Source organism: Thalassospira sp. TSL5-1 (assembly GCF_001907695.1).
In the GTDB taxonomy this organism is placed as follows: domain Bacteria; phylum Pseudomonadota; class Alphaproteobacteria; order Rhodospirillales; family Thalassospiraceae; genus Thalassospira.
In genome coordinates this window covers 1,575,835-1,601,296 of sequence record NZ_KV880638.1, presented here as the reverse complement: position 1 = coordinate 1,601,296, position 25,462 = coordinate 1,575,835, and the positions used below count along the sequence as shown (strand labels likewise).

General features: G+C 53.7%; 23 protein-coding genes. 13 read left to right on the top strand and 10 right to left on the bottom strand.

Going from position 1 to position 25,462, the window contains the following annotated elements; translation table 11 throughout:
- The first annotated feature begins 657 nt into the window (after positions 1–657).
- On the top strand, positions 658–2,040 hold the full coding sequence (locus LF95_RS16905) for a M23 family metallopeptidase (protein ID WP_252509801.1): 1,383 nt from the start codon (positions 658–660) through the stop codon (positions 2,038–2,040).
- A 273-nt stretch (positions 2,041–2,313) separates the two neighbouring features.
- On the opposite strand, the gene LF95_RS16900 is transcribed toward LF95_RS16905, so the two are convergent.
- Positions 2,314–4,110 (bottom strand): ABC transporter transmembrane domain-containing protein, encoded by a 1,797-nt coding sequence (locus tag LF95_RS16900; RefSeq protein ID WP_073956143.1) that lies wholly within the window; start codon positions 4,108–4,110, stop codon positions 2,314–2,316.
- A 50-nt stretch (positions 4,111–4,160) separates the two neighbouring features.
- Positions 4,161–4,493: an iron donor protein CyaY gene (gene cyaY, locus LF95_RS16895; RefSeq protein ID WP_073956142.1), complete on the bottom strand. Its 333-nt coding sequence runs from the start codon at positions 4,491–4,493 to the stop codon at positions 4,161–4,163.
- A 224-nt stretch (positions 4,494–4,717) separates the two neighbouring features.
- Here cyaY and rpmE point away from each other — a divergent pair, with 224 nt between their 5' ends.
- Positions 4,718–4,945, top strand: a complete 228-nt coding sequence (rpmE, locus tag LF95_RS16890; RefSeq protein WP_073956141.1) for a 50S ribosomal protein L31 — start codon at positions 4,718–4,720, stop codon at positions 4,943–4,945.
- Positions 4,946–5,172: 227 nt separating this feature from the next.
- Positions 5,173–6,915: an adenylate/guanylate cyclase domain-containing protein gene (locus LF95_RS16885; protein WP_073956140.1), complete on the top strand. Its 1,743-nt coding sequence runs from the start codon at positions 5,173–5,175 to the stop codon at positions 6,913–6,915.
- A 112-nt stretch (positions 6,916–7,027) separates the two neighbouring features.
- On the opposite strand, the gene LF95_RS16880 is transcribed toward LF95_RS16885, so the two are convergent.
- Positions 7,028–7,480, bottom strand: coding sequence for a DUF1465 family protein (locus LF95_RS16880; RefSeq protein ID WP_073956139.1), 453 nt, complete (start codon positions 7,478–7,480; stop codon positions 7,028–7,030).
- 393 nt (positions 7,481–7,873) lie between these two features.
- Positions 7,874–8,068, bottom strand: a complete 195-nt coding sequence (locus tag LF95_RS16875) for a DUF1192 domain-containing protein (RefSeq protein WP_073956138.1) — start codon at positions 8,066–8,068, stop codon at positions 7,874–7,876.
- Between the two features lie 138 nt (positions 8,069–8,206).
- On the opposite strand from LF95_RS16875, the gene LF95_RS16870 reads away from it, so the two are divergent.
- The 3 genes from LF95_RS16870 to LF95_RS16860 all read left to right on the top strand — a co-directional run bounded on the left by LF95_RS16870 (position 8,207) and on the right by LF95_RS16860 (position 11,189).
- On the top strand, positions 8,207–9,250 hold the full coding sequence (locus tag LF95_RS16870) for an NAD(P)H-quinone oxidoreductase (protein ID WP_252509800.1): 1,044 nt from the start codon (positions 8,207–8,209) through the stop codon (positions 9,248–9,250).
- Positions 9,251–9,527: 277 nt separating this feature from the next.
- A complete protein-coding gene (locus LF95_RS16865; protein ID WP_073956137.1) occupies positions 9,528–10,217 on the top strand; it encodes a DUF1013 domain-containing protein in 690 nt (229 codons plus the stop codon).
- Positions 10,218–10,379: 162 nt separating this feature from the next.
- A complete protein-coding gene (locus tag LF95_RS16860) occupies positions 10,380–11,189 on the top strand; it encodes a DeoR/GlpR family DNA-binding transcription regulator (RefSeq protein ID WP_073956136.1) in 810 nt (269 codons plus the stop codon).
- Between the two features lie 8 nt (positions 11,190–11,197).
- On the opposite strand, the gene LF95_RS16855 is transcribed toward LF95_RS16860, so the two are convergent.
- Complete coding sequence (locus LF95_RS16855) at positions 11,198–12,106, bottom strand: LysR family transcriptional regulator (RefSeq protein WP_073956135.1); 909 nt, start codon at positions 12,104–12,106, stop codon at positions 11,198–11,200.
- Between the two features lie 111 nt (positions 12,107–12,217).
- Here LF95_RS16855 and LF95_RS16850 point away from each other — a divergent pair, with 111 nt between their 5' ends.
- The 3 genes from LF95_RS16850 to LF95_RS16840 all read left to right on the top strand — a co-directional run bounded on the left by LF95_RS16850 (position 12,218) and on the right by LF95_RS16840 (position 14,746).
- The gene (locus tag LF95_RS16850) at positions 12,218–12,805 is read left to right on the top strand and encodes a GNAT family N-acetyltransferase (RefSeq protein ID WP_073956134.1); all 588 of its coding nucleotides are present in this window, start codon (positions 12,218–12,220) and stop codon (positions 12,803–12,805) included.
- Between the two features lie 70 nt (positions 12,806–12,875).
- Positions 12,876–13,523, top strand: a complete 648-nt coding sequence (locus LF95_RS16845) for a GNAT family N-acetyltransferase (protein ID WP_252509799.1) — start codon at positions 12,876–12,878, stop codon at positions 13,521–13,523.
- A complete protein-coding gene (locus LF95_RS16840) occupies positions 13,520–14,746 on the top strand; it encodes an MFS transporter (RefSeq protein WP_073956133.1) in 1,227 nt (408 codons plus the stop codon). Before LF95_RS16845 ends, LF95_RS16840 begins: the two co-directional genes overlap by 4 nt.
- Before the next feature lie 138 nt (positions 14,747–14,884).
- Here the strand turns inward: LF95_RS16840 and LF95_RS16835 are convergent, their stop codons facing one another.
- From LF95_RS16835 to LF95_RS16825, 3 genes are all read right to left on the bottom strand, one after another.
- Complete coding sequence (locus LF95_RS16835; protein ID WP_073956132.1) at positions 14,885–16,795, bottom strand: propionyl-CoA synthetase; 1,911 nt, start codon at positions 16,793–16,795, stop codon at positions 14,885–14,887.
- Positions 16,796–17,326: 531 nt separating this feature from the next.
- Positions 17,327–17,491, bottom strand: coding sequence for a YdcH family protein (locus tag LF95_RS16830; protein ID WP_073956131.1), 165 nt, complete (start codon positions 17,489–17,491; stop codon positions 17,327–17,329).
- A 531-nt stretch (positions 17,492–18,022) separates the two neighbouring features.
- The gene (locus LF95_RS16825) at positions 18,023–18,499 is read right to left on the bottom strand and encodes a TIGR02444 family protein (protein ID WP_073956130.1); all 477 of its coding nucleotides are present in this window, start codon (positions 18,497–18,499) and stop codon (positions 18,023–18,025) included.
- 249 nt (positions 18,500–18,748) lie between these two features.
- Here LF95_RS16825 and LF95_RS16820 point away from each other — a divergent pair, with 249 nt between their 5' ends.
- A complete protein-coding gene (locus LF95_RS16820) occupies positions 18,749–20,824 on the top strand; it encodes an FIST N-terminal domain-containing protein (protein WP_083607742.1) in 2,076 nt (691 codons plus the stop codon).
- 72 nt (positions 20,825–20,896) lie between these two features.
- On the opposite strand, the gene LF95_RS16815 is transcribed toward LF95_RS16820, so the two are convergent.
- Entirely contained in the window at positions 20,897–22,003 is a 1,107-nt protein-coding gene (locus LF95_RS16815; RefSeq protein ID WP_073956129.1) for an ATP-dependent 6-phosphofructokinase, read from the bottom strand.
- A 135-nt stretch (positions 22,004–22,138) separates the two neighbouring features.
- Between LF95_RS16815 and LF95_RS16810 the strand changes: the two genes are divergently transcribed.
- The gene (locus LF95_RS16810; RefSeq protein WP_073956128.1) at positions 22,139–22,345 is read left to right on the top strand and encodes a YdcH family protein; all 207 of its coding nucleotides are present in this window, start codon (positions 22,139–22,141) and stop codon (positions 22,343–22,345) included.
- Between the two features lie 141 nt (positions 22,346–22,486).
- Here LF95_RS16810 and LF95_RS16805 read toward each other — a convergent pair whose 3' ends face one another.
- A complete protein-coding gene (locus LF95_RS16805) occupies positions 22,487–23,326 on the bottom strand; it encodes a GGDEF domain-containing protein (protein WP_073956127.1) in 840 nt (279 codons plus the stop codon).
- Between the two features lie 327 nt (positions 23,327–23,653).
- Between LF95_RS16805 and purE the strand changes: the two genes are divergently transcribed.
- Together purE and LF95_RS16795 are read left to right on the top strand one after the other, a co-directional pair.
- The gene (purE, locus tag LF95_RS16800; RefSeq protein ID WP_073956126.1) at positions 23,654–24,154 is read left to right on the top strand and encodes a 5-(carboxyamino)imidazole ribonucleotide mutase; all 501 of its coding nucleotides are present in this window, start codon (positions 23,654–23,656) and stop codon (positions 24,152–24,154) included.
- A 165-nt stretch (positions 24,155–24,319) separates the two neighbouring features.
- Positions 24,320–25,429, top strand: a complete 1,110-nt coding sequence (locus tag LF95_RS16795; protein WP_073956125.1) for a 5-(carboxyamino)imidazole ribonucleotide synthase — start codon at positions 24,320–24,322, stop codon at positions 25,427–25,429.
- Positions 25,430–25,462 lie beyond the last annotated feature (33 nt).

Below are 25,462 nucleotides of genomic sequence, written 5' to 3'. Positions count from 1 at the left end.
CAAGAAGTTAGCGCAAAAAGGGAAAACACACGAGAATAGCGGCAAAAATCACCGCAAATGGCAAACGCCCTCCCCACCCGCCAAGATTAAACCAGCCAGCTTTTGATCTGGGTAAAAGACGGTCACGTCAGAATTCTATACGGTGCCACTATAGATAAGACATATAAGTCACCATTTTCAGCAGTGCAGACCTGTTATTAACGAGAGGTAACCCCCATAGAGTTTAAGGGGCGGCCAAGGAAGATAGGCGAGTATCGCCAAAAGAGCTTGAAAGACGACAGGCATTTCGACGGTTTGTTAGGCTGAACTGCGCGATATGGCACATCCGCACCCTAAGTGACAAACAACGGAGGGCAAGAAAGGTGTTTGAGTGAAACGGATATAAACGGCGTGAAAATCAGATGATTAAGACATCGCCTTTTTCCTGCCACGGTCGCAGGGCAAATCGCGCCCGCCACGAAGGACTCTTTTCGCGGGGTTTTCAACACTTCTTAAACCATCCTGCTGGCACACTGACTTAGGCAACCAGGCATGGCCTTTTGGGAATTTGGGTTTCAAAAGTGCTAGCCATTTTGTATAAGATTTCCGCCGATGTTGCCAAAAAGAGCAACTCGCTGGGTACACTGCATTTTTTAAGGACAGGGGAGATCTGCGGCAATGGCCGGAAGACAATTTATATCGTTTGCTGCACTTGCGGCCATTCTTGGCGGAACAACCGGCTATATTCTTTCCAATTCAAACCCTGGCCATGACAGCCCGCTTTCTGCCTATGCCGCAGAAACAGCAAGCATGCCCAAACCAGCCATGTCGCCGAAACAAAAAGTTTCGGAGATTTCCGAAGTCTCTGACGAAATCGCATCGGTACCGGAAACGATACCGGAGCTTGAAGGTTCCGAAAAAAGTTCAGAAATTTCATCGCGGCAAAATACCGTCGTTCTGGAGAAGGGTTCCAACCTGATGGCCGTTCTGACCAGTGCCGGTCTTGACCGTTCGGTGGCTTATAATGCCATTGAAGCGCTGCGCGATGTATATAATCCGCGCAAATTACGGGCCGGTCAGGAATTTGACCTGGTTTATGCCAGCGAAACCAGCGGCGATACCGGCGACCTCCTCGATACTCTGCGCTTTCAGCCCGATGCCGAAACCATTGTGTCCGTCTCTCGGACCGATGAGGGCTTTAGCGCCTCGACCGACAAGGTTGAACTTTCCAGCAGCCCGAACGTTGCCAGCGGCACCATTGATCAAAGCCTGTTTATGGCAGCCGAAAAGAACGGCATGCCGATTTCGGTGCTGATGGAAATGATCAAGCTTTATAGTTATGACGTTGACTTTCAGCGCGACATCCAGCCTGGCGACAGTTTTGAAGTCATGTATGACGACATGAAAAACGCCAAAGGCGATTTGGTGCGGCATGGCGACATTACCTATGCCAGCATGACCATCCGGGGGCAGAAATACCGCCTGTATTCCTATACCGACAGTGACGGCAACCAGGATTTCTATAATGAAAAAGGCGAATCTTTCCGCCGTGCCCTAATGCGTACCCCGATCAATGGTGCGCGCCTGTCATCGGGCTTTGGCATGCGCAAGCATCCGGTTCTGGGATATAGCCGCATGCATAAAGGTGTTGATTTCGCCGCCCCGACCGGAACCCCGATTCTGGCCGCCGGGAATGGCACCATCGAACGCATTGGTAAAGTCGGTGGCTATGGCAACTATATCCGCCTGCGCCATAACAGCACCTATGAAACCGCTTATGGACATATGTCGCGTTTCGCCAAGGGACTGCACACCGGGTCGCGTGTCAAGCAAGGCGATGTGATCGGCTATGTCGGCATGTCCGGAACGGCAACAGGCCCGCATCTGCACTTTGAAATCCTCAAGGCAGAGCATCAGGTTAACCCGATCAATGTAAAAATGCCAAGCGGCCGTACCCTGGCAGGCAAAGAACTTGATCGTTTTCATGCCACGTCCGAACAGTTGCAAAAGCAATATGCGCAACTTGCCATCGAAGGCGCAAAGGTTGCCAGCGCCGACTAAGCCCTGTTTCGCGATATCACACTCCCCCACCCTGCCAGTCCAACTGGCAGGGTTTCTTTTTGGCTGTTTGTTGGAACTTGATCCGAAGGTTTGAAAATCGCAACGTAGAGCAAGGAGACATGGCAAGCGCCCCCCACTTATAAAATTTCGGCGCTATCGCCCACACTACGGGCTTGCATCGGCCCCAAAAAAACGGCCTGGCAATGACCGGGCCGTTTTTACGAAGGGGGATGCGTCAGCCGAAGCGGGCCAACTGATCAAAACGGTAAGACCTTATGCCGCATCGCGTTCAAACTGCAACTTTGCCAGACGGGCATAAAGAGGACTGGTTTCAAGCAATTCGTGATGCGAACCAATGGCAACCAGTTGACCATCCTCGACCACGGCAATCCGGTCCGCATGCAGGACGGTTGACAGCCGGTGCGCAATCACAAGGGTCGTGCGCGACTTCATGATGGTTTCCAGCGCCTTTTGCACCACCTGTTCGCTTTCGGCATCCAGCGCACTGGTGGCTTCGTCAAGCAGCAGGATGGACGGGTTGCGCAAAATTGCCCGGGCTATGGCAATGCGTTGACGCTGACCGCCGGAAAGGCGCACGCCCTTTTCACCCAGGAAGGTATCAAAGCCATCAGGCAGGCGATCAAGGAATTCGCTGGCATGGGCTGCTTCGGCGGCAGCACGGACATCCTCGTCACTGGCATCTGGGCGGCCATAACGGATGTTATCCCAGGCATTGGCGGCAAAAATCACCGGGTCCTGGGCGACAAGGCCCAAACGTTCGCGCACGGCAATCGGGTCCGCCTTGCGAATATCGACACCATCCACCGAAATCGTACCCGATGCCGGATCGTAGAACCGCAACAACAACTGAAAGACCGTGGTTTTCCCCGCCCCCGAGGGACCAACCAGCGCCACCGTTTCGCCCGCCTTAACATCGAGCGAAAAACCGGTAAGGGCGGAACGGTCCGGCCGGGCCGGATAGTGAAATGTGACATTTTCAAATGTCACATTGCCCTGATGGGCAGCCGGCATAGCCAAAGCATTGACCGGAGCGGCAATGGTCGGGCGGGTTTCAAGCAGAGCCACCAGGCGTTCAGCCGCACCAGCCGCACGCTGCAGATCGCCAATAACCTCGCTAATGGCGCCAACAGACCCCGCCACGACAACGGCATAAAAGACAAAGGCTGACAATTCGCCTGCCGAGATCGCGCCGCTTAGAACATCGTGGCCGCCGATCCAGAGGATGACACCAACGGCACCAAAAACCATGATAATGACGATGGCCGTCAGCAGCGCCCGGGCCGAAATGCGCGAAACCGAGGTTTTGAATGCCCCTTCAACATGGGTGGCAAATCGGCCAGTCTCGATTTCTTCATGCGTGTAGGCCTGCACCGTGCGCAGCGCATTGATCGATTCTTCGGAAAAGGCACTGACATCGGCAATGCGATCCTGGGAGTCGCGCGAGAGGCGACGGACCTTGCGACCGTAAAATATGATCGGCACCACCACAAGCGGCACCACCAGCAGAACAAGCGCCGTCAGTTTGGGGCTGGTGATGGCCAGCATGGCCAGGCCACCAACAAACATCAGGATATTGCGCAGCGCAATCGATACGCTTGATCCGATCACCACCTGCAACAGAGAAGTGTCGGTTGTCAGGCGTGACAACACCTCGCCGGTGCGGGTGACTTCAAAAAAGCCAGGATCAAGACGGATAATGTGGGCATAAACAGCGCGACGAATATCTGCCACGACACGCTCGCCAATCCAGGACACCAGATAAAAGCGCGAATAGCTGGCAAGCGCCATCAGGATAGTAAACCCGAACAGCACAAACAGCGCCTGGTCAAGCAGACCGCCATCACCATCAGCAAAGCCCCTATCTACCAGGAAACGCAAACCATTCCCCAGAGCAAGCACGGTGCCCGATGCCACAACAAGGGCAAGGGCCGCACCGGCGATCTGTAATTTATAGGGTTTGATAAAAGGCAGGATAGCCCGCAAAGAAGAGAGATCGCGGCTCCGATCTCGATCTTCGAGGCGGGGAGACTTTCGCGGAGAGGTCGCCACGGCAATATTCCAGTTCTATAATATCGACAGGAAAACGCCAGACCAAGGATTTAGTCCAGCGCGATCTTGTGACCGGTCTTAACAGCAAGATCGGTAGCAAGTTGTTCGTGCAAGGTCGTGGCCCCCCGGGTGGAGCGCCAGCTTTCGGTATCCTCGTCATAATCGTAATGGCTCGCACCACTGACGGGTGACGACATCCAGATCTGACGGTTAAGGGCATGCTTATTGATAATGAACTGTTCGCCCGAATCGAGTTCGATGGTCAGAATACCGGCTTCGAGGTCAACGTCAATCTTGTCGCCGACGGCATCGTCAATCACATCAGAGATATTTTCAATGGTCTCGTCCGCAAGGCGATGAAAAAGGGTTTCTTCAAGGGCCACAATCAAACTCCGTCTGTCAGGCGGGCGGGCTTTGGGCCCTGCCCGTGATCGTTTCGGTCTGCTGGCGCACCATACTATATAAGGGCAGTCACGCAAGTAACCTTCATCAAACTGGGGCGGGAAAATATTCGTTTTGCCATATCTGAGATATTTCCGGTCACAGGGGTTGCGTAAGCTGATTTTTTCCCTTATACACCGCGCTTCAAATTCCGGAGTGATAGGCGATGAAACAAGACATCCATCCCGATTACCATGAAATCACCGTTCAGATGACGGACGGCAGCACCTACACCACTAAGTCGACCTGGGGTAAACCGGGCGACGTCATGAAGCTTGACATCGATCCGAAGAGCCATCCGGCTTGGACTGGTGTTCATCGTCTTCTTGACAGCGGTGGGCAGCTTGCCAAGTTCAAAAAGCGTTTCGCTGGTTTCAATATCGGTAACAACTAAGAACACAAATCGCAATTCTGCGATTTTTGGGATTATCGCCCGCCGCATCAAGACGATGCAGCGGGCGTTTTTCTTTGTCTATGCCCCTTTATATATGACTGTGCATCCCTCATATGCCTTAATCAGGCTATGGTATGAGCGACGGTTTCTTGCCATAATCACACCGGGGACAGAATGATCAAAGCGGCCGACATGATTTACATGCGGTTTTCGCGGGGGCGCGAAGGATGAACCAGGTGATCACGCGCAAGCAGATCAGCTATGAAATCTACATCAAGGACCGGTCGGGAAAATGGGTGATCCACGCCCATTATAGCGGTGCGCAAAAGCAAACCGCCGAGGAAGAAACCCATCAGCTTGAGCGCGAATCCCATGTCATGGCCGTCAAGCTGATTCGCGAAGTTTACAATAGCGAAACCAATAGCGCTGACGAATATGTCGTCTATCAAACGCGGGATACGGAAAGCCGGGAAAAAATGGCTGCCGCCCGCACAGCCAATGCCATTGAGCATGTTGCCGAGGCCGAGGCTCCTGCTAGCGGCACGCCCCCTGCCCCCAAACAGAAAACCGAAAAAAAGCACAAAAAGAAAGATGTCGGCATTGTCGGCCTGATCCTTAAATTGATGCTGGCCTTTTGCGGTGCCATTGCCATTGGCCTGGCCGTGATGATTGGAACGGCACGATTGCTGGAATATCTGCCTGGTATGGGCGTTCATGTGAGCCAAGGGGTGTTTGAAAAGGCGAACTTTTTTGCCTTCATCCTGGGATTTATCGTATCCGTCACCCCGATGATGATGGCCTTGACGCGCAATTTCCGCACCAAAGACAAAAAAAGCAGCAAGAACGACAACAGCACCGACACGCCCCAACGCCCCATCCCGACGGGGCCCAGTGAAGAGCAAATGCGCCAGGCCCGCGCGGCAGCCTTGCGCCGCAGCCTGGAAGAAAACCGCTCGCTTCTGGACGAAACACCAGATGATGCGACGCCTTCGCGCTCCGAAGATAATTACAAAAACGACGACGATGCCAACCTTCCCCCAGAACCGGTGGCGCAAACCCCGGCCTTACAGGCAACACGTCAAACCATGCGGGATTTCATGGCCGGGTCGGTTGTTGCGATTGGCAAAACGCTACCGAAACTGGATGCCTATCACAAATTTGGCGTCAATCTGTATGTTGCGGGTGCGTGTGATGCCTGTGCGGAACGCAATGAATTGCCGCGTGAGCAGGGCCGTAACATCCTGAAAGACTGCGTTGCTGCCCTTGGAGCCAAGGGCAAAATGTCCGACACCTTTTGCGCCAGCCTGGAGCAGTATCTGCTGGAACCCAAATATAACGACATGTATGGCGCGGGTCGTGACTCGATGCTTGATTACATCAAGGACGAAAAAAGCCTTGCGCGGTCTGTTGCGCGTGCCCTGGATTCCTGGTCGGAAAAACCATCATCCGAGCCAACCAAAGGCGGCAAGAAAATTCATGCCCTGATGTTTACCGATATTGTCAATTCTACCCAGTTAACCCAGGAACTGGGCGATGTCGGCGCCCAGGAGATCATTCATGTTCATAACAACATCGTGCGCTCCGCTTTGCTGAACAATTACGGCAAAGAGGTCAAACATATGGGGGATGGGATCATGGCCGTATTTCCATCCTCCAATACTGCCGTTGAAGGGGCGCTGGAAATTCAGCGGCAAATGGCAAACCACAATGCCCGTGGTGATGGGGAATTTCATGTGCGCATCGGCATTAATGCGGGCGAGGCCATTACCGAGGAAAACGATCTGTTTGGCACGGTTGTGCAACTCGCCGCACGGGTATGCGCCGCAGCAAGTGGTGATGAAATCCTGGTATCACCGGCGGTAAAGGAAACCTATGCCGGAAAAAGGGCGCGTTTCAAATCGCTGGGAACCCGGGAACTGAAAGGATTTAGCGCACCGATCGAGATTTTTGCAGCCTTGAGCCGAAAGTAGACAGCCTTGAGCCGAAAGTAGGCAGCCTTGAGCCGAAGACGAGCCGCCCCTGAAAAACCAATTTCAGAAAACCCGACTTTCAAAAAACCAGGACAAAGAATGCGCTGCCTGATCACTCCTCGGAGCGGTGACGTGCCGCTACCTGAAGCTCCATACGGGCGGTGCGCATATACAGGGAATGAGCCCGTTCCATCAGGTTTAAAAGAGCCGGCGTGACTGATGAACACCGATCCCGCTCGTCCTGAATACAGATCTTGATGTCCACCATCAGATCGTCGTCATCCACAGCCTCTTCCCAGCCAATTTCCCCTGCCTCCACCGCGCGCACGGATAACAGCCACGCCATTGCACGAATCAGCCGCGTAGTCATCCGCATTTCCTCGCGAAACTGTGCAATGGCGGAATCACTGAGAATATCGAATTTTTCGCGACGGCGATGGGCAGACAAATAATCCCGCGCCTCGACCAGAAGGGTCAGGGCTTCGTCATAGGTGCGGGAAAAAGGAACAATGACAAAGTTACTGTCATAGTTGCTTTTGCCATAAAAGGGCGGATCATATGTCATTCAAAACATATTGGACTATCCAGATAATAGTTCAAGCATGTCTGATGTCAAAAAAGCGAAGAGGCCGCCCCGATGGGACGACCTCTGCCTCTACCTGCTAAACTTGCCGGACTGTTTTATTTTTTGCGAATCTATACGCTGGTCTATTGTGCGGTCAAGCGGATAAGTGACGGAAATGTGACCGTGCGTATTAGTGCGTATGGCCCCAAAAAGAAAAGAGCCGCCCTTTTACGGGCGGCCCAGTTTAACAGGGAGGCATCGAAACATCACGTTCGACAAGGGGTCAACACTGAACCCTTGATCTTACATATAGGGTGGCAGCATTAACATTCAATGAACCCAGGGTTTATTTTGTCAAATTTATGACAACCCCATGAATTGCCAGCTAAATCATCAGGTCCGAAACAGGGCCTCTGCCCCTTTTCGCACACCGTCACGCGCCACAAGCGTCTGTTCGACACGGTCAATTTCGCTTTGCAGGGCGGTTTTATAAGCCAAAAGGTTTTCAATCGACATATCATCCAGATTGCGGGGAATCCCGACAGACATACCGGCTGCGGCACTTGCCAAAATCTCTTTCTGATCCATTTTCGCCCTCCAGTGTTGTTTTGCCAAAAAGGACACTGCATCCAAGGCCATTGTTAGCATGAGGTTGCCGCCTTGGGGCACGGCCTGACAACCATATGGTAATAAAAGCCTTTCACGTTACGATCTGCAGACTAGATAATGACCGAACATCACTTTCGCCATAAAGGATACGCCATGAATGTGGAAAAAATTCCCGAAAGCATGAAAATCATCGCCATTGAAAATAGCGGGGAAAACGGCAGATTGACGCTGGAAACAGCCCCCTGCCCCACACCGGGAAAAGGCGAAGTTCTGGTCAAGGTCGCCGCTGCGGGTGTTAACCGGCCTGATTTAATGCAGGTTGCGGGTATGTATCCGCCCCCGCCTGGCGCGTCTGACATTCCAGGCCTGGAACTGGCCGGCCATATTGTTGCCTGTGGAGAGGATTGCGACGGCCTGGAACCTGGCATGGCCGTGTGCGCGCTGGTGGCCGGCGGGGCCTATGCCGAATATGCCCTTGTCCCTGCCCCGCAATGCCTGCCGGTTCCCAAAGGCTTGTCCCTGATAGAAGCCGCCTGCCTGCCGGAAACGTTTTTCACCGTCTGGCACAACGTGTTTGACAAGGCCGCCCTTCAGGAAGGCGAGGTGTTTTTGATACATGGGGGCACATCGGGCATTGGCACCACTGCCATCCAGATGGCAAAGGCCCTGGGGGCCACGGTGATTGCCACCGCCGGAAGTGCCGACAAATGCCAGGCCTGCCTTGATCTGGGGGCTGATTACGCGATCAATTACCGCGAACAGGATTTTGTCGAAGCGGTCAAGGACATGACCAACGGCAAAGGTGCCAATGTTATCCTTGATATGGTGGCGGGTGATTATATCGGACGCAATTTCAAATGCGCCGCCCAGGACGGACGCATTGCCGTGATCGCCTTTTTGGGCGGGCCAAAGGCCAATACCAACTTCCTGCCGCTTTTGACCAAACGTTTGACCCTGACCGGATCCACCCTGCGCGCCCAGCCGGTTGCAGCAAAGGGCGCCATCGCACAGCGCCTGCACAAAACCATCTGGCCGCTGATCGAGGAGGGTAAGATCAAACCGGTGATTTACCGCGAAGTTGCGTTTGATGCGGCACAAAGCGCACACGACATCCTCAAACAGGGCGACCATATTGGCAAAGTTGTCCTGAAAATGACCTGAACCGGCACCAAATCCGTTTAACAGGGCATTTAATGGCAAAAAATCTGGCGGGTAAAAATATTATTGCCCGTCAGATGCAACAGAATGTTGCTTTTAGCGGCGCATTGACCGAAAAGAACGCTGTGATGCGTTAGGGAGTCGCGCACGGCGAACCTATGGTTAACCTGCTGCGTTGCCGAATCATCAAAAGAGATTATATTCTGGGGCAGATCTTGCCGCGTTTTTGGGCTTTTACCCATCGCCGGTCTCCAGAAGTTAAATGATAACAGGAGGAATTATGGCTCAGCCCCTCATGCCGAAAGCAACTGCTGTATGGCTTATCGACAATACCGGCTTGTCATTCCGGCAGATTGCCGCCTTCACCGGGTTGCATGAACTTGAAATCCAGGCAATTGCCGACGGCGATGTCAGCCAGGGAATCGTTGGTCGCGACCCGATCGCCAATGGCCAGTTGACCCAGGCGGAAATCAGCCGTTGTGAAGCCGATCCACGCCAGATCCTGAAACTGGCAAAGTCGGACCTGCCGCGTCCGCGTTCACAGTCAAAAGGCGCGCGTTACACCCCGGTGTCCAAACGCCAGGATCGTCCGAATGCCATTGCCTGGTTGCTCAAGCACCACCCGGAACTGGCCGATGCGCAGATTTGCAAACTGATTGGCACCACCAAAGACACGATTGGCAAGATCCGCGATCGTAGCCACTGGAATTCAGCCAATCTCGTCCCGCGTAATCCGGTGACGATGGGTCTTTGTACCGAGCTCGACCTTGAAAAACAGGTCGTGATTGCGCGCAACAAGAACCCGGAAAAGATCGTTCGCGATGTCGAGCCCGATCCGCTGCCCGAAGAATTGCAGATCCGTCCGGAGCCGGAATATCCCGGTTCGGAAAAGGAAAAGCACAAAGACGAAGACCGCAACAAATCGTCGGTCAATTACAAAGAAGCTGCCGAGAACCTGTTCCGCAGCTGATTTGTCTCCATCGCATGTTAAAAAGGTCGCTGAAAGGCGGCCTTTTTCTTTTGGCCCCTCAAATTGTTTTCATATGAATGCAGCCGAACCGTCATATTAGTGAAATGCGCCTGCGCTAGCATTCATTCGCACCTTAAAACAGGCCAATAGAAAAACAATTTTATGCAAAAACGACCAACCGAACGTCAGGCCAGCATTGTCGAAACAGTCCGCGCCGACGGTTTTCGTACCATCGAAGACCTTGCCGACCGCTTTCAGGTGACAGCCCAGACCATCCGCCGGGATGTTAACGCCTTATGCGAAGAAGGGTTGCTGCGCCGCCGTCATGGTGGTGTCGAACCCGCACTGGAGCATGAAAACATCGCCTATCGGGCGCGCAAGGTTTTGCATGTGAATGAAAAACGCAAAATCGCCGCCCAGGTTGCCCGGCATATTCCAGATGGCGCGTCGCTGTTTTTTTCCATTGGCACAACACCGGAACTGGTGGCAAGCGCACTTTTGCAGCATCGATCGCTAAGGATTTTTACCAATAACCTGAATGTGGCCTATGTCGCCGCCACCAATGACAGCTTTGACGTCACACTCATTGGCGGGCGACTGCGCAACCGGGACCGCGATGTTCTGGGGCCAGAGGTTGAGGCATTTTTCAACAGCTACAAGGTTGATTACGGTATTTTCGGTGTGGGCGGCATTGATCCGGATGGCAGCCTGCTTGATTTTGACGAACATGAAGTGCGGGCACGTTCGGCGATCCTTGCCAACTCACGCCAAAACTATCTGGTCGCCGATCACACCAAGTTCGGCCGTAACGCGGTGGTTCGTGGCGGCAATATTTCGCAGGTTACCGCCTTTTTCACCAACACTGCACCCCCCGATGCCATGAGCGCGATGATTCACAAATCCGGTGTCGAACTACATGTGCCGGAACCTGACGCCGAATTTCCAACATTTTACGTCCCGGAAGACCATTAGACTTCAAGTTACGTGTCATTTTGCACATGGTCCTTTTGGGCAGCGGCGATAATGCCGTCCCGCACCGCCCGCAAACCCAGGGTTAGGGTTTTGTCCCGCCGCATCACAATGGCAAGGTCGCGGCCCATTGCCGGTTCCAGTGGGCGGGCCCGCACTGGCAGGTTTGACCGCCCGTCGATCACGGCCATTGATGGCAAAATCGATGCCCCCAGCCCCGCCCCAACCAGTTCCTTGATTGCTTCGACGCTGCCCAGTTCCATCACCGGGCGAAAATGGCTCCCGGCACGACGTAACCAGCCATCAGCAAGCGTTCGGGTATTTGCCCCCTGTTCAAACAGGACAAGCGGCATTTGCACCATTTCAGGGGGCGAAACCGGGCCTGGCGCCAAATGGTCGGCCGCAAAAATTGCCACGAACGGGTCTTTCATCACCGGGGTGATTTCAAGCGCACGGCTCGCCAGGGGTAAGGTCACAAAGCCGATATCCAGCTCGTTATTTTCGATCAAACGCGCCATATCGACCGTATTGCCAGTTTTCACCGATATTTCCAAGTCCGGATAATCCTGCTGAATACCGGCCAAAACCGCCGGTAAAAAGTAAATACAGGCCGTTGCGCCACATCCAATCCGCACCTGCCCCTTAACACCTTTTCCAAACGGCGCAACGGCATCCAGGGCATTGCGAACTGCCTGATCAATCGGGCCAATTTGCGCACGCAATACCTGGCCTGCTGCCGTTGGCATGGCACGTTTACCAATCCGTTCAATCAGCCTTACGCCAAGGCGCGTTTCCAAAAGTTTAACCTGCTGGCTAACTGCGGGCTGGCTCAGGTTTCGGCGCTCTGCCGCGGCTGAAAAACTGCCCAAATCCACCACATCGGCAAAGGCCTGCAATTGGTCAAGGTTGAACCCACGCACTATAAAAACACCTTATCATTTGCATAAAAATTCAAATGAACACTGATAGTAAAAAACAATCTATGTTTTGCCAATCCCCGACAATACATCACAACAATCAAAGTCATATCCATGTCGGACACACACACCCAAACAGCCCCCACCGCCGCCATGCCAGCAAGTGAACTCACCGAAAACACCGACATTGAGACCGGAAAATTTCTGATCCGCGATGCAGCCCCGTCGGATATCCCCGCCATTCAGGGTATTTACCGACAGGCCGTCGAAGAGGGTACTGCATCCTTTGAGGAAATTGCCCCTGACATTGAAGAAATGGCCCGCCGTCAGAAGGCTTTGCAGGAAAAGAACTTTCCCTATCTTGTCGCAATAGAGCGCGAAACCGGCCAGCTATGCGGTTATGCCTATGCCGGGCCTTATCGCCCACGCGCGGCCTATCGCCATTCGATTGAGGATTCCATTTATATCCTGCCGGAATTTCACGGTCAGGGCATTGGCAGTATTTTGATGCAGCACCTCATTGCCCGATGCGAGAAGGGACCGTGGCGTCAAATGGTCGCGGTTATTGGCGACAGCCAGAACAAAGGATCGATTGCCCTGCACCGCAAATATGGGTTTGAACTGGTTGGCACATTACGCAATATCGGCTTCAAACTTGACCGCTGGCTTGACTGTGTCTTGATGCAACGCCCCCTGAAGTAAGCAACACGGCACAACAATCAACGCATGTTTTGCGCATGCGATATAGCCTTTTGAAAACAGAGACATGCCAATGCCCGACACCCAGGAAATGCTGCCATCCTGCCAATCTGCTGGCTGCATTATTTCAGATATCGACAGCCCGAATACGCGGCATGGCACAATCAAAATCCGCGATGCTGTAACATCTGATATTCCCGCCATTCACCGCATTTACCGCCAGGCGGTCGAGGAAGGCACCGCATCGTTTGAGGAAATCACCCCGAACGAAACCGAACTGGCCCACCGCCTGGCCGCACTGCTGGAAAAAGGCTATCCCTACCTGGCTGCCATTGATGGTGAAACCGGCCAGCTATGCGGTTATGCCTATGCCGGGCCCTATCGCCCGCGGTCGGCTTATCGCCATACGGTCGAGGATTCGATCTATGTTGCGCCAGAATATCATGGCAAAGGCATTGGCAGCCTTTTGCTGCATCACTTGATCATGCGATGCGAGGCCGGACCGTGGCGGCAAATGATTGCCGCTGTGGGTGACAGCGCCAATAAGGGCTCGCTTGCCCTGCATCGCAAACACGGCTTCGTCATCACAGGCACATTTTACAATGTGGGTTATAAATTTGGCCGATGGCTTGATTCCGTGCTGATGCAGCGCCCCCTGCATTCCGCTGCCCCCCTGATACCTGCAGCAACATTACCACTCGAAACCCCCAGCACAAAATGATCACCACCGGGCTGGTCATTCGTCTTGGCATCGGCCAGTTAATTGGATGGGGCACCAGCTATTATCTGATTGGCAATTTTGGCCCCGGGCTGGCTGTCTTAAACGGCTGGAATGATGCCATCATTTATGCGGGTTTTTCCTTTGCCCTGCTGGTGATGGGGGCCGTATCCCCGCTATGCGGCCGCTTGATTGACCGTCATGGGGGCCGACCGGTCATGGTGGCAGGTGCCGTGTTTCACGCAGCAGGTTGTCTCCTGCTTGCCCTGACCAGCTCGCTTTGGGGCTATTTCACCGCATGGTTCTTACTGGGTATCGCCATGCGCCTCACCCTTTATGATGCCGCCTTTGCCACCCTGGCCCGTCTTGGGGGTGTCCATGCCAGACGGGCGATGGGGCAAATCACCCTGTTTGGCGGGTTGGCCTCCACAATCTTTTGGCCGCTGGGGCATTATCTTGATGCCCGCTTTGGGCTGATGGGGGCATTGTTTTGTTATGCCGGCTTTGCCCTGCTGGCAATCCCGCTGAACCTGTCGATACCGGCAAAAGGCAAACCTGCCAGCATAATGCCAGATCACGAAAAGCCGTCAGAACCCGTGCTCGTCACGATGGCAAACCATAAAATGGCCGCCGACACGCCGCTTGATCCACGTCAGCAAATGATGTGCGGGTTGCTCTATGCCTTTATCATGTCGCTGATCAATATCATTAATGCCGCCATGTCCGCCCATATGATACCGCTATTGGCAGGGTTGGGGCTGGTTATGGCACAGGCAATCAATATCGCCAGTTTGCGTGGTTTTGGGCAATTGGCCTCCCGGCTGGCCGAAATCCTGTTTGGGCGCAATTTCAACCCGGTAACGATCACCCTGTTTGCCTCCGCCCTGTTGCTCGTCTCCTTTATCATTGGCTTTGCCGCCGGGTTTTCGATCCTGGCTGCCATCGTTTTTTGCATCAGCTTTGGTGCGGCAAACGGCATCCTGACAATTACGCGCGGCACCGTCCCGTTACTGATTTTTGATCCCGCACATTATGGCACGCAGGTGGGCCGCCTGCTGCTGCCGGGCTTCATCCTGTCAGCCCTCGCACCATCATTTTTTGCCTTCGCAATTAATGGCGTGGGGGCCAAGGCAACCCTGGCCATTTTATGCCTGCTGGCGCTGGCAACCCTGGTTGGCGCAATCGCGCTTTATGCCGTTTTACATAAAAAGCCGTCCGCCACCTGAAAAGGTCGCGGACGGTCAAGGACATTCGGGCCCAACAAGGTAGGTACATCGGCAGGACAGGCCCGAACGGAGTGTTGCCCTGGCTACCGTCACATTGCCAATATCACCAATGTCACGGCAGTGATGGGATCAAAACACTTAGTTCCCGGCCGCCTCACGGGCGTAGCCAATATCGCGGAGCGCCGTGGTGATTTCGGGCAAAATCGCCGGATCATCAATCGTTGCCGGGGTCTTATAGCTTTCACCATCGGCAATCGAACGCATGGTCCGGCGCAGAATTTTACCCGACCGGGTTTTGGGTAAACGATCCACCACCGTGGCCTGCTTAAAGGCGGCAACCGGGCCAATCTGGTCGCGCACCATGGCAATCACTTCGGCGACTACTTCCTCATCCGGGCGGTTCACCCCGGCCTTTAACACCAAAAAGCCCAACGGCACCTGCCCCTTAAGGTCATCATGCACACCAATCACCGCACATTCGGCAACATCCTGATGGCCTGACAAAACCTCTTCCATTGCCCCGGTGGACAGGCGATGCCCGGCAACATTGATAATGTCATCGGTGCGCGACATCACGTAAATATAGCCATCCTCGTCAATGAAACCGGCATCGCCCGTGGCGTAATATCCCGGATATTCCGCAAGATACGAGGAGACAAACCGTTCGTCATTCTGCCAAAGGGTTGGCAGGGTTCCCGGCGGCAAGGGAAGTTTTGCGACCAGTGCACCAATCTTGCCACGCGGTACTTCGTGGCACCCTTCATCCACCACGCGCACATCCCAGCCGCATACCGCAACGGTGGGGGAGCCATATTTAATCGGCATCAATTCAATGCCGCGCGGGTTGGCGCAAATCGACCAGCCGGTTTCGGTTTGCCACCAATGGTCAATCACCGGCACCTGCAAATGCCGCTCTGCCCATTGCAATGTGTCCGGGTCGGACCGTTCCCCTGCCAGATACAGGGCCTCAAAACACGACAGGTCGTAATTTTTCATCAATTCGGCATTGGGGTCGTCGCGCTTGATGGCACGAAAGGCCGTAGGGGCGGTAAACAGCGCCTTGACCCCGTGCTGCGAAATAACCCGCCAGAAGGCCCCGGCATCGGGCGTGCCCACCGGCTTGCCCTCATACATCACCGTGGTGCAACCGGCCAAAAGCGGGCCATAAACAATATAGGAATGGCCAACAACCCAGCCCACATCCGATGCCGCCCAAAAAACATCACCGGCAGAAACCCCATAAATGTTTCTCATCGACCAATGCAGCGCCACCATATGCCCGCCATTATCGCGCACAACGCCTTTGGGCTGGCCGGTCGTGCCGGATGTATAAAGCACATAAAGCGGGTCAGTAGCCGCAACCGATACACAGTCAGCCGGGCTGGCGGCCGCACATTCATCGGCCCAGTCAAAATCGCGGCCATCGTTCATTTCGGCGGTTGCCTGGGGCCGCTGCCAGACAAAAACCGTTTCCGGGTTGTGGGTGGCCTGCTCAATCGCGCGGTCCAGCAAGGGTTTATAGGCAATCACACGGCTGCCTTCGATGCCACAACTGGCCGACAGGATTAGTTTTGGTTTGGCATCATTAATGCGGGTTGCCAGCTCGTGGGCGGCAAAACCGCCAAACACGACCGAATGAATGGCCCCGATCCGCGCACAGGCCAGCATCGCCATTGCCGCCTGCGGGATCATCGGCATGTAAATAATCACAAGGTCGCCCTTGGCAACACCGCGTGCGCGCATCGCCCCGGCAAGTTTCGCCACTTCGTCGCGCAATTCGGTATAGGTGTAGTGGGCAACCGTATCGGTGACCGGGCTGTCGTAAATCAGGGCATTTTGCGCCCCGCGACCTTCTTCGATCTGGCGGTCCAGCGCGTTATAACAGGTATTGACCATACCACCCACAAACCAGCGCGGTACCGGCTTGGCGTCCAGATCAATCACCTTGTCCCATTTTTTATCCCAGGACAGGGCATTGGCGGCATCCGCCCAGAATGTCTCACGATCAGCAATGGATTGGGCGTAAATATCCTGGTAGCGACCCGGCATTGGCGTTTTTCCTCCCGCTTTGCGGTCATTTTGACCATTTTTGGTACCCGGATTTTGCCTCCCTTCACATCGGGGGCAATACCGGTTTCGCGATGGCCCGATAATTCCGCATCATAATACCGATTTATTGTCAGCACTTCCCTTAGACATTGGTCGATCCCGGAGGAACAACAGCGTCACGCGCAAAATGTGAGCATTAAGGAAGAAAAGAAGGGAATTGGGACCACGGCCAGTTGGGCAACCGGCTGATGAAAAGAAGTGTATCGCGTCGCCTATCTTTACCAAAGGACGAATTGTAACAGCCTTGATCAAAGCAGCGTGACAGGTTTTATGAAAGCGGCGTTATCCCTGTAACAGGCAGGCATAACAGACCAGAAGAACGGGCCGAAATAAGCAGCCCGAACATATTTGCCGCCTCACGGTGTGGGCACAAACCGGAGGCGGCGTAAAAGGGGTGTTCTTTACATCGGCAAAAGCTACGTGTGATGGTTCAAATCCACGGCACTTTTACCAAAAACAGCATCATCCTTTTTAATGAGTGATCCGACTGATTTCGTCTTTGATTTCAAGTTTGCGCCGTTTGATACTTGTAATGCGCGTTAGATCAGGGGACGGTCGACATTGCTCCGCATGGAGCTCCTGCTCGAGCGTGGCATGTTTGGCAGTGAGAGCTTCGATATGGGATTGAACGCTCATTCGCCTACTCCTCATTCCTGACATTACCCACACCAAAATGGTAGTAATTCTGTAACGTAATTGCCAGTCTTTCCGCGCATGTTTTGTGCAATTTTATCGGTCGCTGGCTAATAACCTGTCGCAAAAAACGCAATTATCGACCGATTTTCAGTGACTTCGGAGCCCTCTATAACAATGTGATTTTCTTCACACAAACTCCCGAGTTATCACACGCCTACGATCAATCCCTACCGGGGCAATGCGTACGGACGAGAAAACAAAGACTATAAAAAATCCATTATTTTCAATAAGTTTTCACCAAACGACACGCCATTTCGACAAGAAAACCATTGCCCGGCCCTACGCCAAAACCCTCATAAATAAACGGATTTTGCGCCATCCTGCGCCCACTCACCCTGTGATTTCACGAGTCGCGGATCATAATCAACCCAAAGGCACACTGGCACCGCTTAACCCAAGATGTGCCGTTCACATCACACCGCCCCATCCAGGATCAAAATCGGGCAAAAGAATTGGTCGCCAAGCAAAATCTCAGCCTGCATCAACCCGTGCCAATTGACCAATCAGGAAACGCAGGGCTTCGTTACATTCATCCTGGCTCAGGTCAAAGCGGGTGGGCGAAAGATACGCTCGCATGGGCGCAGTGCGATCCTGGTTGGCGGGGATCACCTCAACCGCAGCGATCAGAATTTCCTGCTCCAGCCGTTCGGCAACCAGTTCATCCTTCTTAAGCTGCTCACGCAGGGCCTGCACCCCAACAGAAGGATCATCGCGTAAATAACGTCGGGTTGCACGCAAAGGCGAAATAACATTTTCGCGCCAGGCCCGCACCGCATCTTCCAGTGCGGAAATGCTGTGCGGAGCCTTGTCCTGCAAACCAAGCCAGGCCAAGAACAGCAACAAATTAACATCCAGCCCACATTTATCCTGCAATGACAGGCACATAGGGGCCACACCCGGCCGCCCGTAAAAGGCAACCGTAAAGTTCCACAATGCTTTGGCGTCCATTCTGCTCGGCTCTGCTTTATTTGCCATAACGGGCATCAACGTCCCTTCGGCATTTTTGTTTTTAAGAGATCGATATTAGCGCAAATCCGGTTCAATGAACCTGTTATTTTCGCTGGAATTGGCCCGTTTTAACCAAGGATTGATATAAAGCATCACCCCGCCTTCTTGAGAACCTATAATTCAAACCAAATATCACCATGCAGACTGGGGATACCGCACTCAGTACGGGCCTGGCTGCTGTGCTACACAATGAGGGTGGGGACAATGTTCAATTTTCTGCAAAAACGTTCTCAAAAAACTGCAGATACATCACTAACAAACAAGAGCGAACCAGTATATGACGAAGACAAAACCAAGCAAAAAACAATAATAAAGACTGAATATATTCGTGTTTTAAACACCAATTCGCATTTGTCCGGGCTTTCCGAAGACAGCTTCCGTTTCAATGGACAAAATGCCCATCTTGTTCTGGTTCTTGTATCTCCATATCTCGATTTTCCTGGCATTATCAACAAAATCAGTCGTTTATGTGCCGGAGCCACCGTTATCGCAACAACAACGGCAGGGGAACTTTGCAACACAAACAACACGGCACAGGAAAAGTTGTATTGCGCGGCCAAAGACGGATGGGACAATGTCGTGATGCAGGTGTTCGGGCCGGACATATTTGATCAAATCTCGATCCACAGCATCAATCTGGCGAATACCGATATCAGGTCCGGCAAACCATCAAAGTCACATGATCAGCGCGTAAAAGAAATTGAACAGAACCTTCAGCAGGTGCGCGTTCCTTTTGACATTGATGCCCGCGATACCTTTGCACTTACCTTCATTGACGGGTTGTCTGCTTCCGAAAACTATTTCATGGAAGCCGTTTATAAATGTAACCGGTTCCCGTGCATCTTTATCGGCGGTTCGGCAGGCGGAAAGCTGGATTTCCAAAAAACGCTGCTTTTCGATGGCAAGCAAGTATTGGAAAACCACGCCGTTATCCTTTTTGCCAAAACCACCAAACAGGTGAATTATGGCATCCTGAAATCACAAAATTTCAAGGCCACGGGAAAATCACTTGTTATCATTGAAGCAAGTACAGAGTTGCGCCAGGCAAAATCCGCCGTCAATGTTGATACGCTTGAGGTCATTCCGATTATTGATGCCCTGTGCGACATGATGAAATGTCGGCGGGACAATTTGGAACACAGTCTTCAGGGTTATACATTTGCGGTGCGCCTCAATGGCGAATATTTTGTGCGCTCCGTCGCCGAAATTGATTTTGCGGCCAATGTCGTAAACTTCTATTGTGATGTAAGTCCCGGTGACGAGCTTCATTTGCTTAAAGCAACAGATTTTGCCCGGCAAACCCGTGATGACATGGCGGATTTCCTCAAAGACAAGCCCAAACCCATCGCGGCCATCCTGAATGACTGCATTTTACGACGCCTTGGCAATCAGAATGCCCTATCCGCGCTTGATGGCGCCTGGAACATTCCCGTTGCCGGTTTTTCAACATTCGGCGAACTGCTGGGCATCAATGTCAACCAGACACTAACCGCCATCGTTTTTTTCAAAGCCGAGGAAAACCGCGAATTCCGCGACAGTTATGTTCATGACTTTCCGCTAAGATATGCCGGATTTTCCCGCTATTTTACGGAAACACGTCTGAAACGCCAGGGGTTGATCAATGATATGCGGCAGCTCCTGATTGGACGTCTGACCGAATTTATTGAAAAATCCTCTGACCAAAGCAGCCAGTTAGACCAAATCGTCAGTCAAACAGGCGAGCTGCGCGAAAGTGTTGAAAGCATGCAGCAGGACATGCACGCCCGTATTCAATCCGTCGCACAAGCGGATCAACATGGCCTGCTTGAACAGGAATTCACCAAGGTTGCAAATGTCGTTCAGCGTCTCAATGACATTGTCGGCATCATTGATGGCATTACCAGCCAAACCAACCTGCTCTCACTCAATGCCACCATCGAGGCCGCCCGCGCCGGTGAGGCAGGCAAGGCATTTGCAATTGTCGCCAATGAAGTACGATCACTCGCCTCGGATACAAAATCGGCACTTGAAAAAACCCGTGATTCGCTGACGGAAGTCGAACAATCGATGACGGTCCTCGGCCAGCATATTGCCGCCTCCGAAGAACGCCTTTCACGGGCCTCAAGCGATTACGACCAGATTTTTGGCCAGCTAGAGGCTCTATTTACCTCCTTCTCCGAGATCAACCGGGTGGTTGGTGACATTGGTGAAATGTCGCATGATCAAAAATCGGTTATGGATCAGGTGGAAGCCGATTTGCTACGCCTGCGCCGCATTGATACCTAACATCAGGGCCGGTTCCGGCGGACGGAACGGCCCTGATCCTAAGGCGATTTGCGCCTGATCAAGACGGATACTTTAAACGGTTTTGGCCGTTCTTTTCGTTTCGGGCGGCGTGCCCATATAGGCCCCCAACCCGATCGCGGTCGCAACCATCGTTTCGCCGGTATCAACCAGGCGCGGGCCGGTAATGACGTCGGCCATTGGCACATCAACAACGCGGCGCTGCTGCCAGGCAACAACCCGGTCAAACTTTCCTTGCGCAATCAAGTCAACCGCGTGCACCCCAAAGGTCGATGCAATCAACCGGTCACGCGGTGAAGGTGTACCGCCGCGCTGCACATGGCCCAGCACCGTCACACGGGTTTCCCAGCCTGTACGTTCGCCCAGTTTTTCCGCCAGCCAATGACCGACACCACCATAAACCGCCTTTTGTCCATCATGGCCCGATGTCACGGCATCGCCTTTATCGGTTTTGATCGCCTCGGCAACAATCACCAGCGCATGGTTGCGCCCGCGTTTGCGAATATTCAGGCAATGCTGCGCCATGTCTTCCAGGTCATAATCCATTTCCGGGATCAAAATCACATCCGCCCCACCTGCAATGCCGGCAAACAGGGCAATATGCCCGGCATCCCGGCCCATGACCTCCAGGATCATAATGCGTTCATGCGAGGCCGCGGTGGGTTGCAAACGGTCCATCGCATCCACCGCCACATTGACCGCCGTGGTAAAACCAACCGAATATTCGGTATGGGCCAAGTCGTTATCAATGGTTTTGGGAATTCCCACCAAATTAATACCGCCTTTTTGTGCCAGCTGGCGCAAAATCGCCATGCTGCCATCCCCGCCAACCCCGATCAGGGCATCCAGTCCCAGGGCTTCGTAACCGGCAATGACCTCGTCGGAGCGGTCGGCAAAGCTGCCATCGGGCATGGGATAATGAAACGGATTACCCTTGTTGATCGTGCCCAGAATGGTGCCGCCCAAACGCAACATGCCATCGTTATTGACATAATCATTCAAGGGAACGACCGAGGGCGGGCGCTGCAAAAGACCATGTGTGCCCTGCCGGATACCAACAACATCCCAGCCATATCCCAGCACGGCGCGGCGCACCACCGCCAGAATAACGGCATTCAGCCCGGCACAGTCGCCACCACTGGTTAAAATTCCGATCCGCATCAGACATCTCCCGTAACGGTTTTTCATCGTTTTTATAAAACAGACGATGGGGGCGGCACATTATTCATGTGGGTTCACGCCCGCTTTCTGATAGTATGGCAGACTGTTCGCGTCGACAAAGAAGCTGGATCAAAAATGGACGAAATCAATCAGATCGAGATTGAAAAAAAATTGGCTACTCTGCGCGAGGAACACCGCGACCTGGACATCGCGATTGCCGAAATGGCAAGTAATCCGCGCCACGATCAATTGCGCCTTGTCCGCCTAAAAAAACGCAAACTGGCCCTAAAGGACGAGATTCGCTATGCCGAGTCGCAAATCCTGCCCGATATTATTGCCTGATTTTACGGCTGAATTGATCACAAATTCCCGCTTCTGACCATATTTTTGCAACGCAACATCAAATGCTTGCGCTGTGCCCCTATGCTCGCCCCTCGCATATGCGTTTAACGGTATATTCCGGGTCAATTCAGTCTGTGCGGATTATTCCGGGCTGGATGTGCCTTGTATACGCGCCAGTGAATAGCGCAATTCGCGGTCAACCCCACCCATCACCGTGGTCAGGGATTCCCCGGGACCAATTTGATAGACCCCAAAAACCAGCCGGTATTCAACCGGCTGACCATCCCAGAAATAGGTTGCCCGATGCAGCCGGTCGCTGATCGCCTGGGTGCGACGCCAGCCTTCGGCAGCATCCACATTATACAGCAGGGCTGCAAAATCGTTGCAGCCCAGATAACCCACCTGATGGGGCGGCTGGATATATAACCGTAAAAATTCGGCCAGCTGCGCAATCATCGCGTCCTTGCAGGACTGCCCGTGTGTCTTGGAAAGGGTATCAAGATCGGCAATTTCGCACAGCAAAAGACAACGGGGCAATGCAGGCGGCGGTGACACCGCAATTTCATTTTCCAGAATTTGCATGAAAGACGGCCGCGACAGCAGGCCGGTAAACGGGTCCTGCACCGATTTACGCGCCAGTTCCTGCTGGTGTTTCTGCACGGTTTCAAGCTGTGTGACCAGCGTATCCACCCGCGACATCAGGCGCGAAAGGGCCCGTTCCACCGCTGGTGTTATCTGATCGGAGGGTATTCCCAAAAGATTGGCCGCATCCACCGGATCACGACCAGCACCACCAGAGCCACCAGACGCCCCCTCGCCAAAAGGGCCCCGCTTATCAGCAGAATGATCCTGACCAGAGGACGACGAACCACCACCATCGCCATCGGGCGTGGCACGACCATATGCCTGGGCGGCCTGAATGGCCTGTCTTGCGGCGGGGTTCCTTCCTTCGGAACCGGCACCGTAGGATGACAGTGTCATCCTGGGTTCTGTGACTTTCATGTCCGGGTTCTCGCGCTACCTGCGTTCTGGAACGACCTGACTGGCATTATTCCATATTGCATCGTAATACAATCAGGGGTTAAAATCCATTGCTAGAATACTATACTGATAGATATTCAACCTCAGCGAGGGTGAAGGTGAATTTCGGCGAAAATATGGGCGTTTTTGCCCCTCTTCGCCCCGATGCCGTTTTTATTGGCATTTCCCAGCACAGAGTGGCGTTGCGCTTGCATGACGGGACGACCTCCCTATAATGCGGCCTTCACAAAACAACGCCTCAAATCAGCAGAGAAACGGAGCCCCATCATGAGCGAACCCCGCCCGGCAATCGGCATTATCATGGGTAGTCAGTCTGACTGGGAAACCATGAAAAACGCGGCCGATATTCTTGATACGCTGGGGGTCGCCTATGAAACGAAAATCGTTTCGGCCCATCGCACTCCGGACCGTTTGGTTGACTATGCCAAAACCGCCAAATCCCGTGGTTTGAAGGTCATCATCGCCGGCGCGGGCGGTGCCGCCCATCTGCCCGGCATGACGGCGGCCATGACACCACTTCCCGTGCTTGGTGTTCCGGTGCAAAGCCGCGCGCTCAAGGGTATGGACAGCCTGCTTTCCATCGTGCAAATGCCCGGTGGCGTGCCGGTGGGAACCCTTGCCATTGGGGCTGCCGGGGCAAAAAATGCCGGGCTGATGGCCGCTGGCATCATGGCCCTGATGGATGACGCCCTGGCCGAGCGCCTGGATGCCTGGCGCCAAAGCCAGACCGATGCCGTTGCCGAAGAACCGGTTGACCCGGCAAGCTGATAATCGGGCCGATATGGCGCATCCCCAAGATGCGCCATTTTTGCGTATGTGTATTTTGACGCAGGCGCGATATAGTGCCCGCCGGTTTCAAAAGCGCGAACACCGCCTTTCGATACCCGATCACAATAACCCTGCCCTGACTGGCCGTTCCAATCCGAGGATTTCATGACCAACGACTTTGACAAACGCATCATTGCGCCTGGCAGCACCATTGGCATTATGGGCAATGGGCAACTGGGCCGCATGGCCGCCCTGTGTGCGGCAGAGCTGGGATACCGCGTCCATGTCTTTGGCCCCGGAAAAGACAGCCCGACCGAGCAGGTGTGCGACAAGGCCACCGTGGCCGACTATACCGACTTCACCGCCCTGAAGGAATTCGCCAATAGCGTCGATGTCGTGACATTCGAGTTCGAGAATGTCCCCTATGATGCGGTCAAGCTGCTCTCGGGCATTGTCCCGGTCCGTCCGGGCTGGCAGTGCCTGCATATTTCACAAAACCGCCTGCGCGAAAAAACCTTCTGTAACGAACATGGTATTGGCACCGCCCCGTTTGCCGCTGTGCGCTCGCTCGCAGATCTGGAAGAGGCTGTTGCCAAGCTGGGCCGCCCGTCGGTTTTGAAAACCACCGAAATGGGGTATGACGGCAAGGGGCAGGTTAAAATCACCGATGAAACCAACCTGGCCTCTGCCTGGGTGGACATGAATGGTAGCGAAGCCATCCTTGAAGGCTTTGTTGATTTTGAACGCGAGCTTTCCGTGATTGTGGCACGCGGGATTGATGGCAAAATGGCCTGTTTCTGCCCAGTGGAAAACCGCCATGCCAACCATATCCTTGACGTGACCATCGCCCCGGCACATATCCGCCCGGCCCTGCGTAGTGAAGCCGAAAAAATCGCCAAAATTCTGGCCGAAAAAATGGACTTTATCGGCCTTCTCGCTGTGGAAATGTTTGTCACCCGCGATGGCAAACTGCTGGTTAACGAAGTTGCCCCGCGCCCGCACAATTCCGGCCACTGGACGATTGATGCCTGTGTCACCAGCCAGTTTGAACAGTTCATCCGTGCCGTTTGCGGCCTGCCGCTGGGCGACCCGGAAAATCACTCGGATGCCGAGATGAAAAACCTGCTGGGCGAGGATATCGAAGCCTGGCAGGCAATTTTGTCCGACCCGGATGCCAAACTGCACCTTTATGGCAAGGCCGAAGCCAAACCGGGCCGCAAAATGGGCCATGTCACCTGGCTGCGCCCGGCAAAAACCGGTAAACCGGCCAAATAAACAGGCCGAAGCAACCCAACAAACATCCTACCC

Excerpts from the sequence above, each read along its gene's own strand:
- LF95_RS16905 (WP_252509801.1), top strand. The coding sequence starts at position 658 with ATGGCCGGAAGACAATTTATATCGTTTGCTGCACTTGCGGCCATTCTT.
- rpmE (WP_073956141.1), top strand. The coding sequence starts at position 4,718 with ATGAAACAAGACATCCATCCCGATTACCATGAAATCACCGTTCAGATG.
- LF95_RS16885 (WP_073956140.1), top strand. The coding sequence starts at position 5,173 with ATGAACCAGGTGATCACGCGCAAGCAGATCAGCTATGAAATCTACATC.
- LF95_RS16880 (WP_073956139.1), bottom strand. The coding sequence starts at position 7,480 with ATGACATATGATCCGCCCTTTTATGGCAAAAGCAACTATGACAGTAAC.
- LF95_RS16875 (WP_073956138.1), bottom strand. The coding sequence starts at position 8,068 with ATGGATCAGAAAGAGATTTTGGCAAGTGCCGCAGCCGGTATGTCTGTC.
- LF95_RS16870 (WP_252509800.1), top strand. The coding sequence starts at position 8,207 with ATGACCGAACATCACTTTCGCCATAAAGGATACGCCATGAATGTGGAA.
- LF95_RS16865 (WP_073956137.1), top strand. The coding sequence starts at position 9,528 with ATGGCTCAGCCCCTCATGCCGAAAGCAACTGCTGTATGGCTTATCGAC.
- LF95_RS16860 (WP_073956136.1), top strand. The coding sequence starts at position 10,380 with ATGCAAAAACGACCAACCGAACGTCAGGCCAGCATTGTCGAAACAGTC.
- LF95_RS16850 (WP_073956134.1), top strand. The coding sequence starts at position 12,218 with ATGTCGGACACACACACCCAAACAGCCCCCACCGCCGCCATGCCAGCA.
- LF95_RS16845 (WP_252509799.1), top strand. The coding sequence starts at position 12,876 with ATGCCCGACACCCAGGAAATGCTGCCATCCTGCCAATCTGCTGGCTGC.
- LF95_RS16840 (WP_073956133.1), top strand. The coding sequence starts at position 13,520 with ATGATCACCACCGGGCTGGTCATTCGTCTTGGCATCGGCCAGTTAATT.
- LF95_RS16835 (WP_073956132.1), bottom strand. The coding sequence starts at position 16,795 with ATGCCGGGTCGCTACCAGGATATTTACGCCCAATCCATTGCTGATCGT.
- LF95_RS16830 (WP_073956131.1), bottom strand. The coding sequence starts at position 17,491 with ATGAGCGTTCAATCCCATATCGAAGCTCTCACTGCCAAACATGCCACG.
- LF95_RS16825 (WP_073956130.1), bottom strand. The coding sequence starts at position 18,499 with ATGGACGCCAAAGCATTGTGGAACTTTACGGTTGCCTTTTACGGGCGG.
- LF95_RS16820 (WP_083607742.1), top strand. The coding sequence starts at position 18,749 with ATGAGGGTGGGGACAATGTTCAATTTTCTGCAAAAACGTTCTCAAAAA.
- LF95_RS16815 (WP_073956129.1), bottom strand. The coding sequence starts at position 22,003 with ATGCGGATCGGAATTTTAACCAGTGGTGGCGACTGTGCCGGGCTGAAT.
- LF95_RS16810 (WP_073956128.1), top strand. The coding sequence starts at position 22,139 with ATGGACGAAATCAATCAGATCGAGATTGAAAAAAAATTGGCTACTCTG.
- LF95_RS16805 (WP_073956127.1), bottom strand. The coding sequence starts at position 23,326 with ATGACACTGTCATCCTACGGTGCCGGTTCCGAAGGAAGGAACCCCGCC.
- purE (WP_073956126.1), top strand. The coding sequence starts at position 23,654 with ATGAGCGAACCCCGCCCGGCAATCGGCATTATCATGGGTAGTCAGTCT.
- LF95_RS16795 (WP_073956125.1), top strand. The coding sequence starts at position 24,320 with ATGACCAACGACTTTGACAAACGCATCATTGCGCCTGGCAGCACCATT.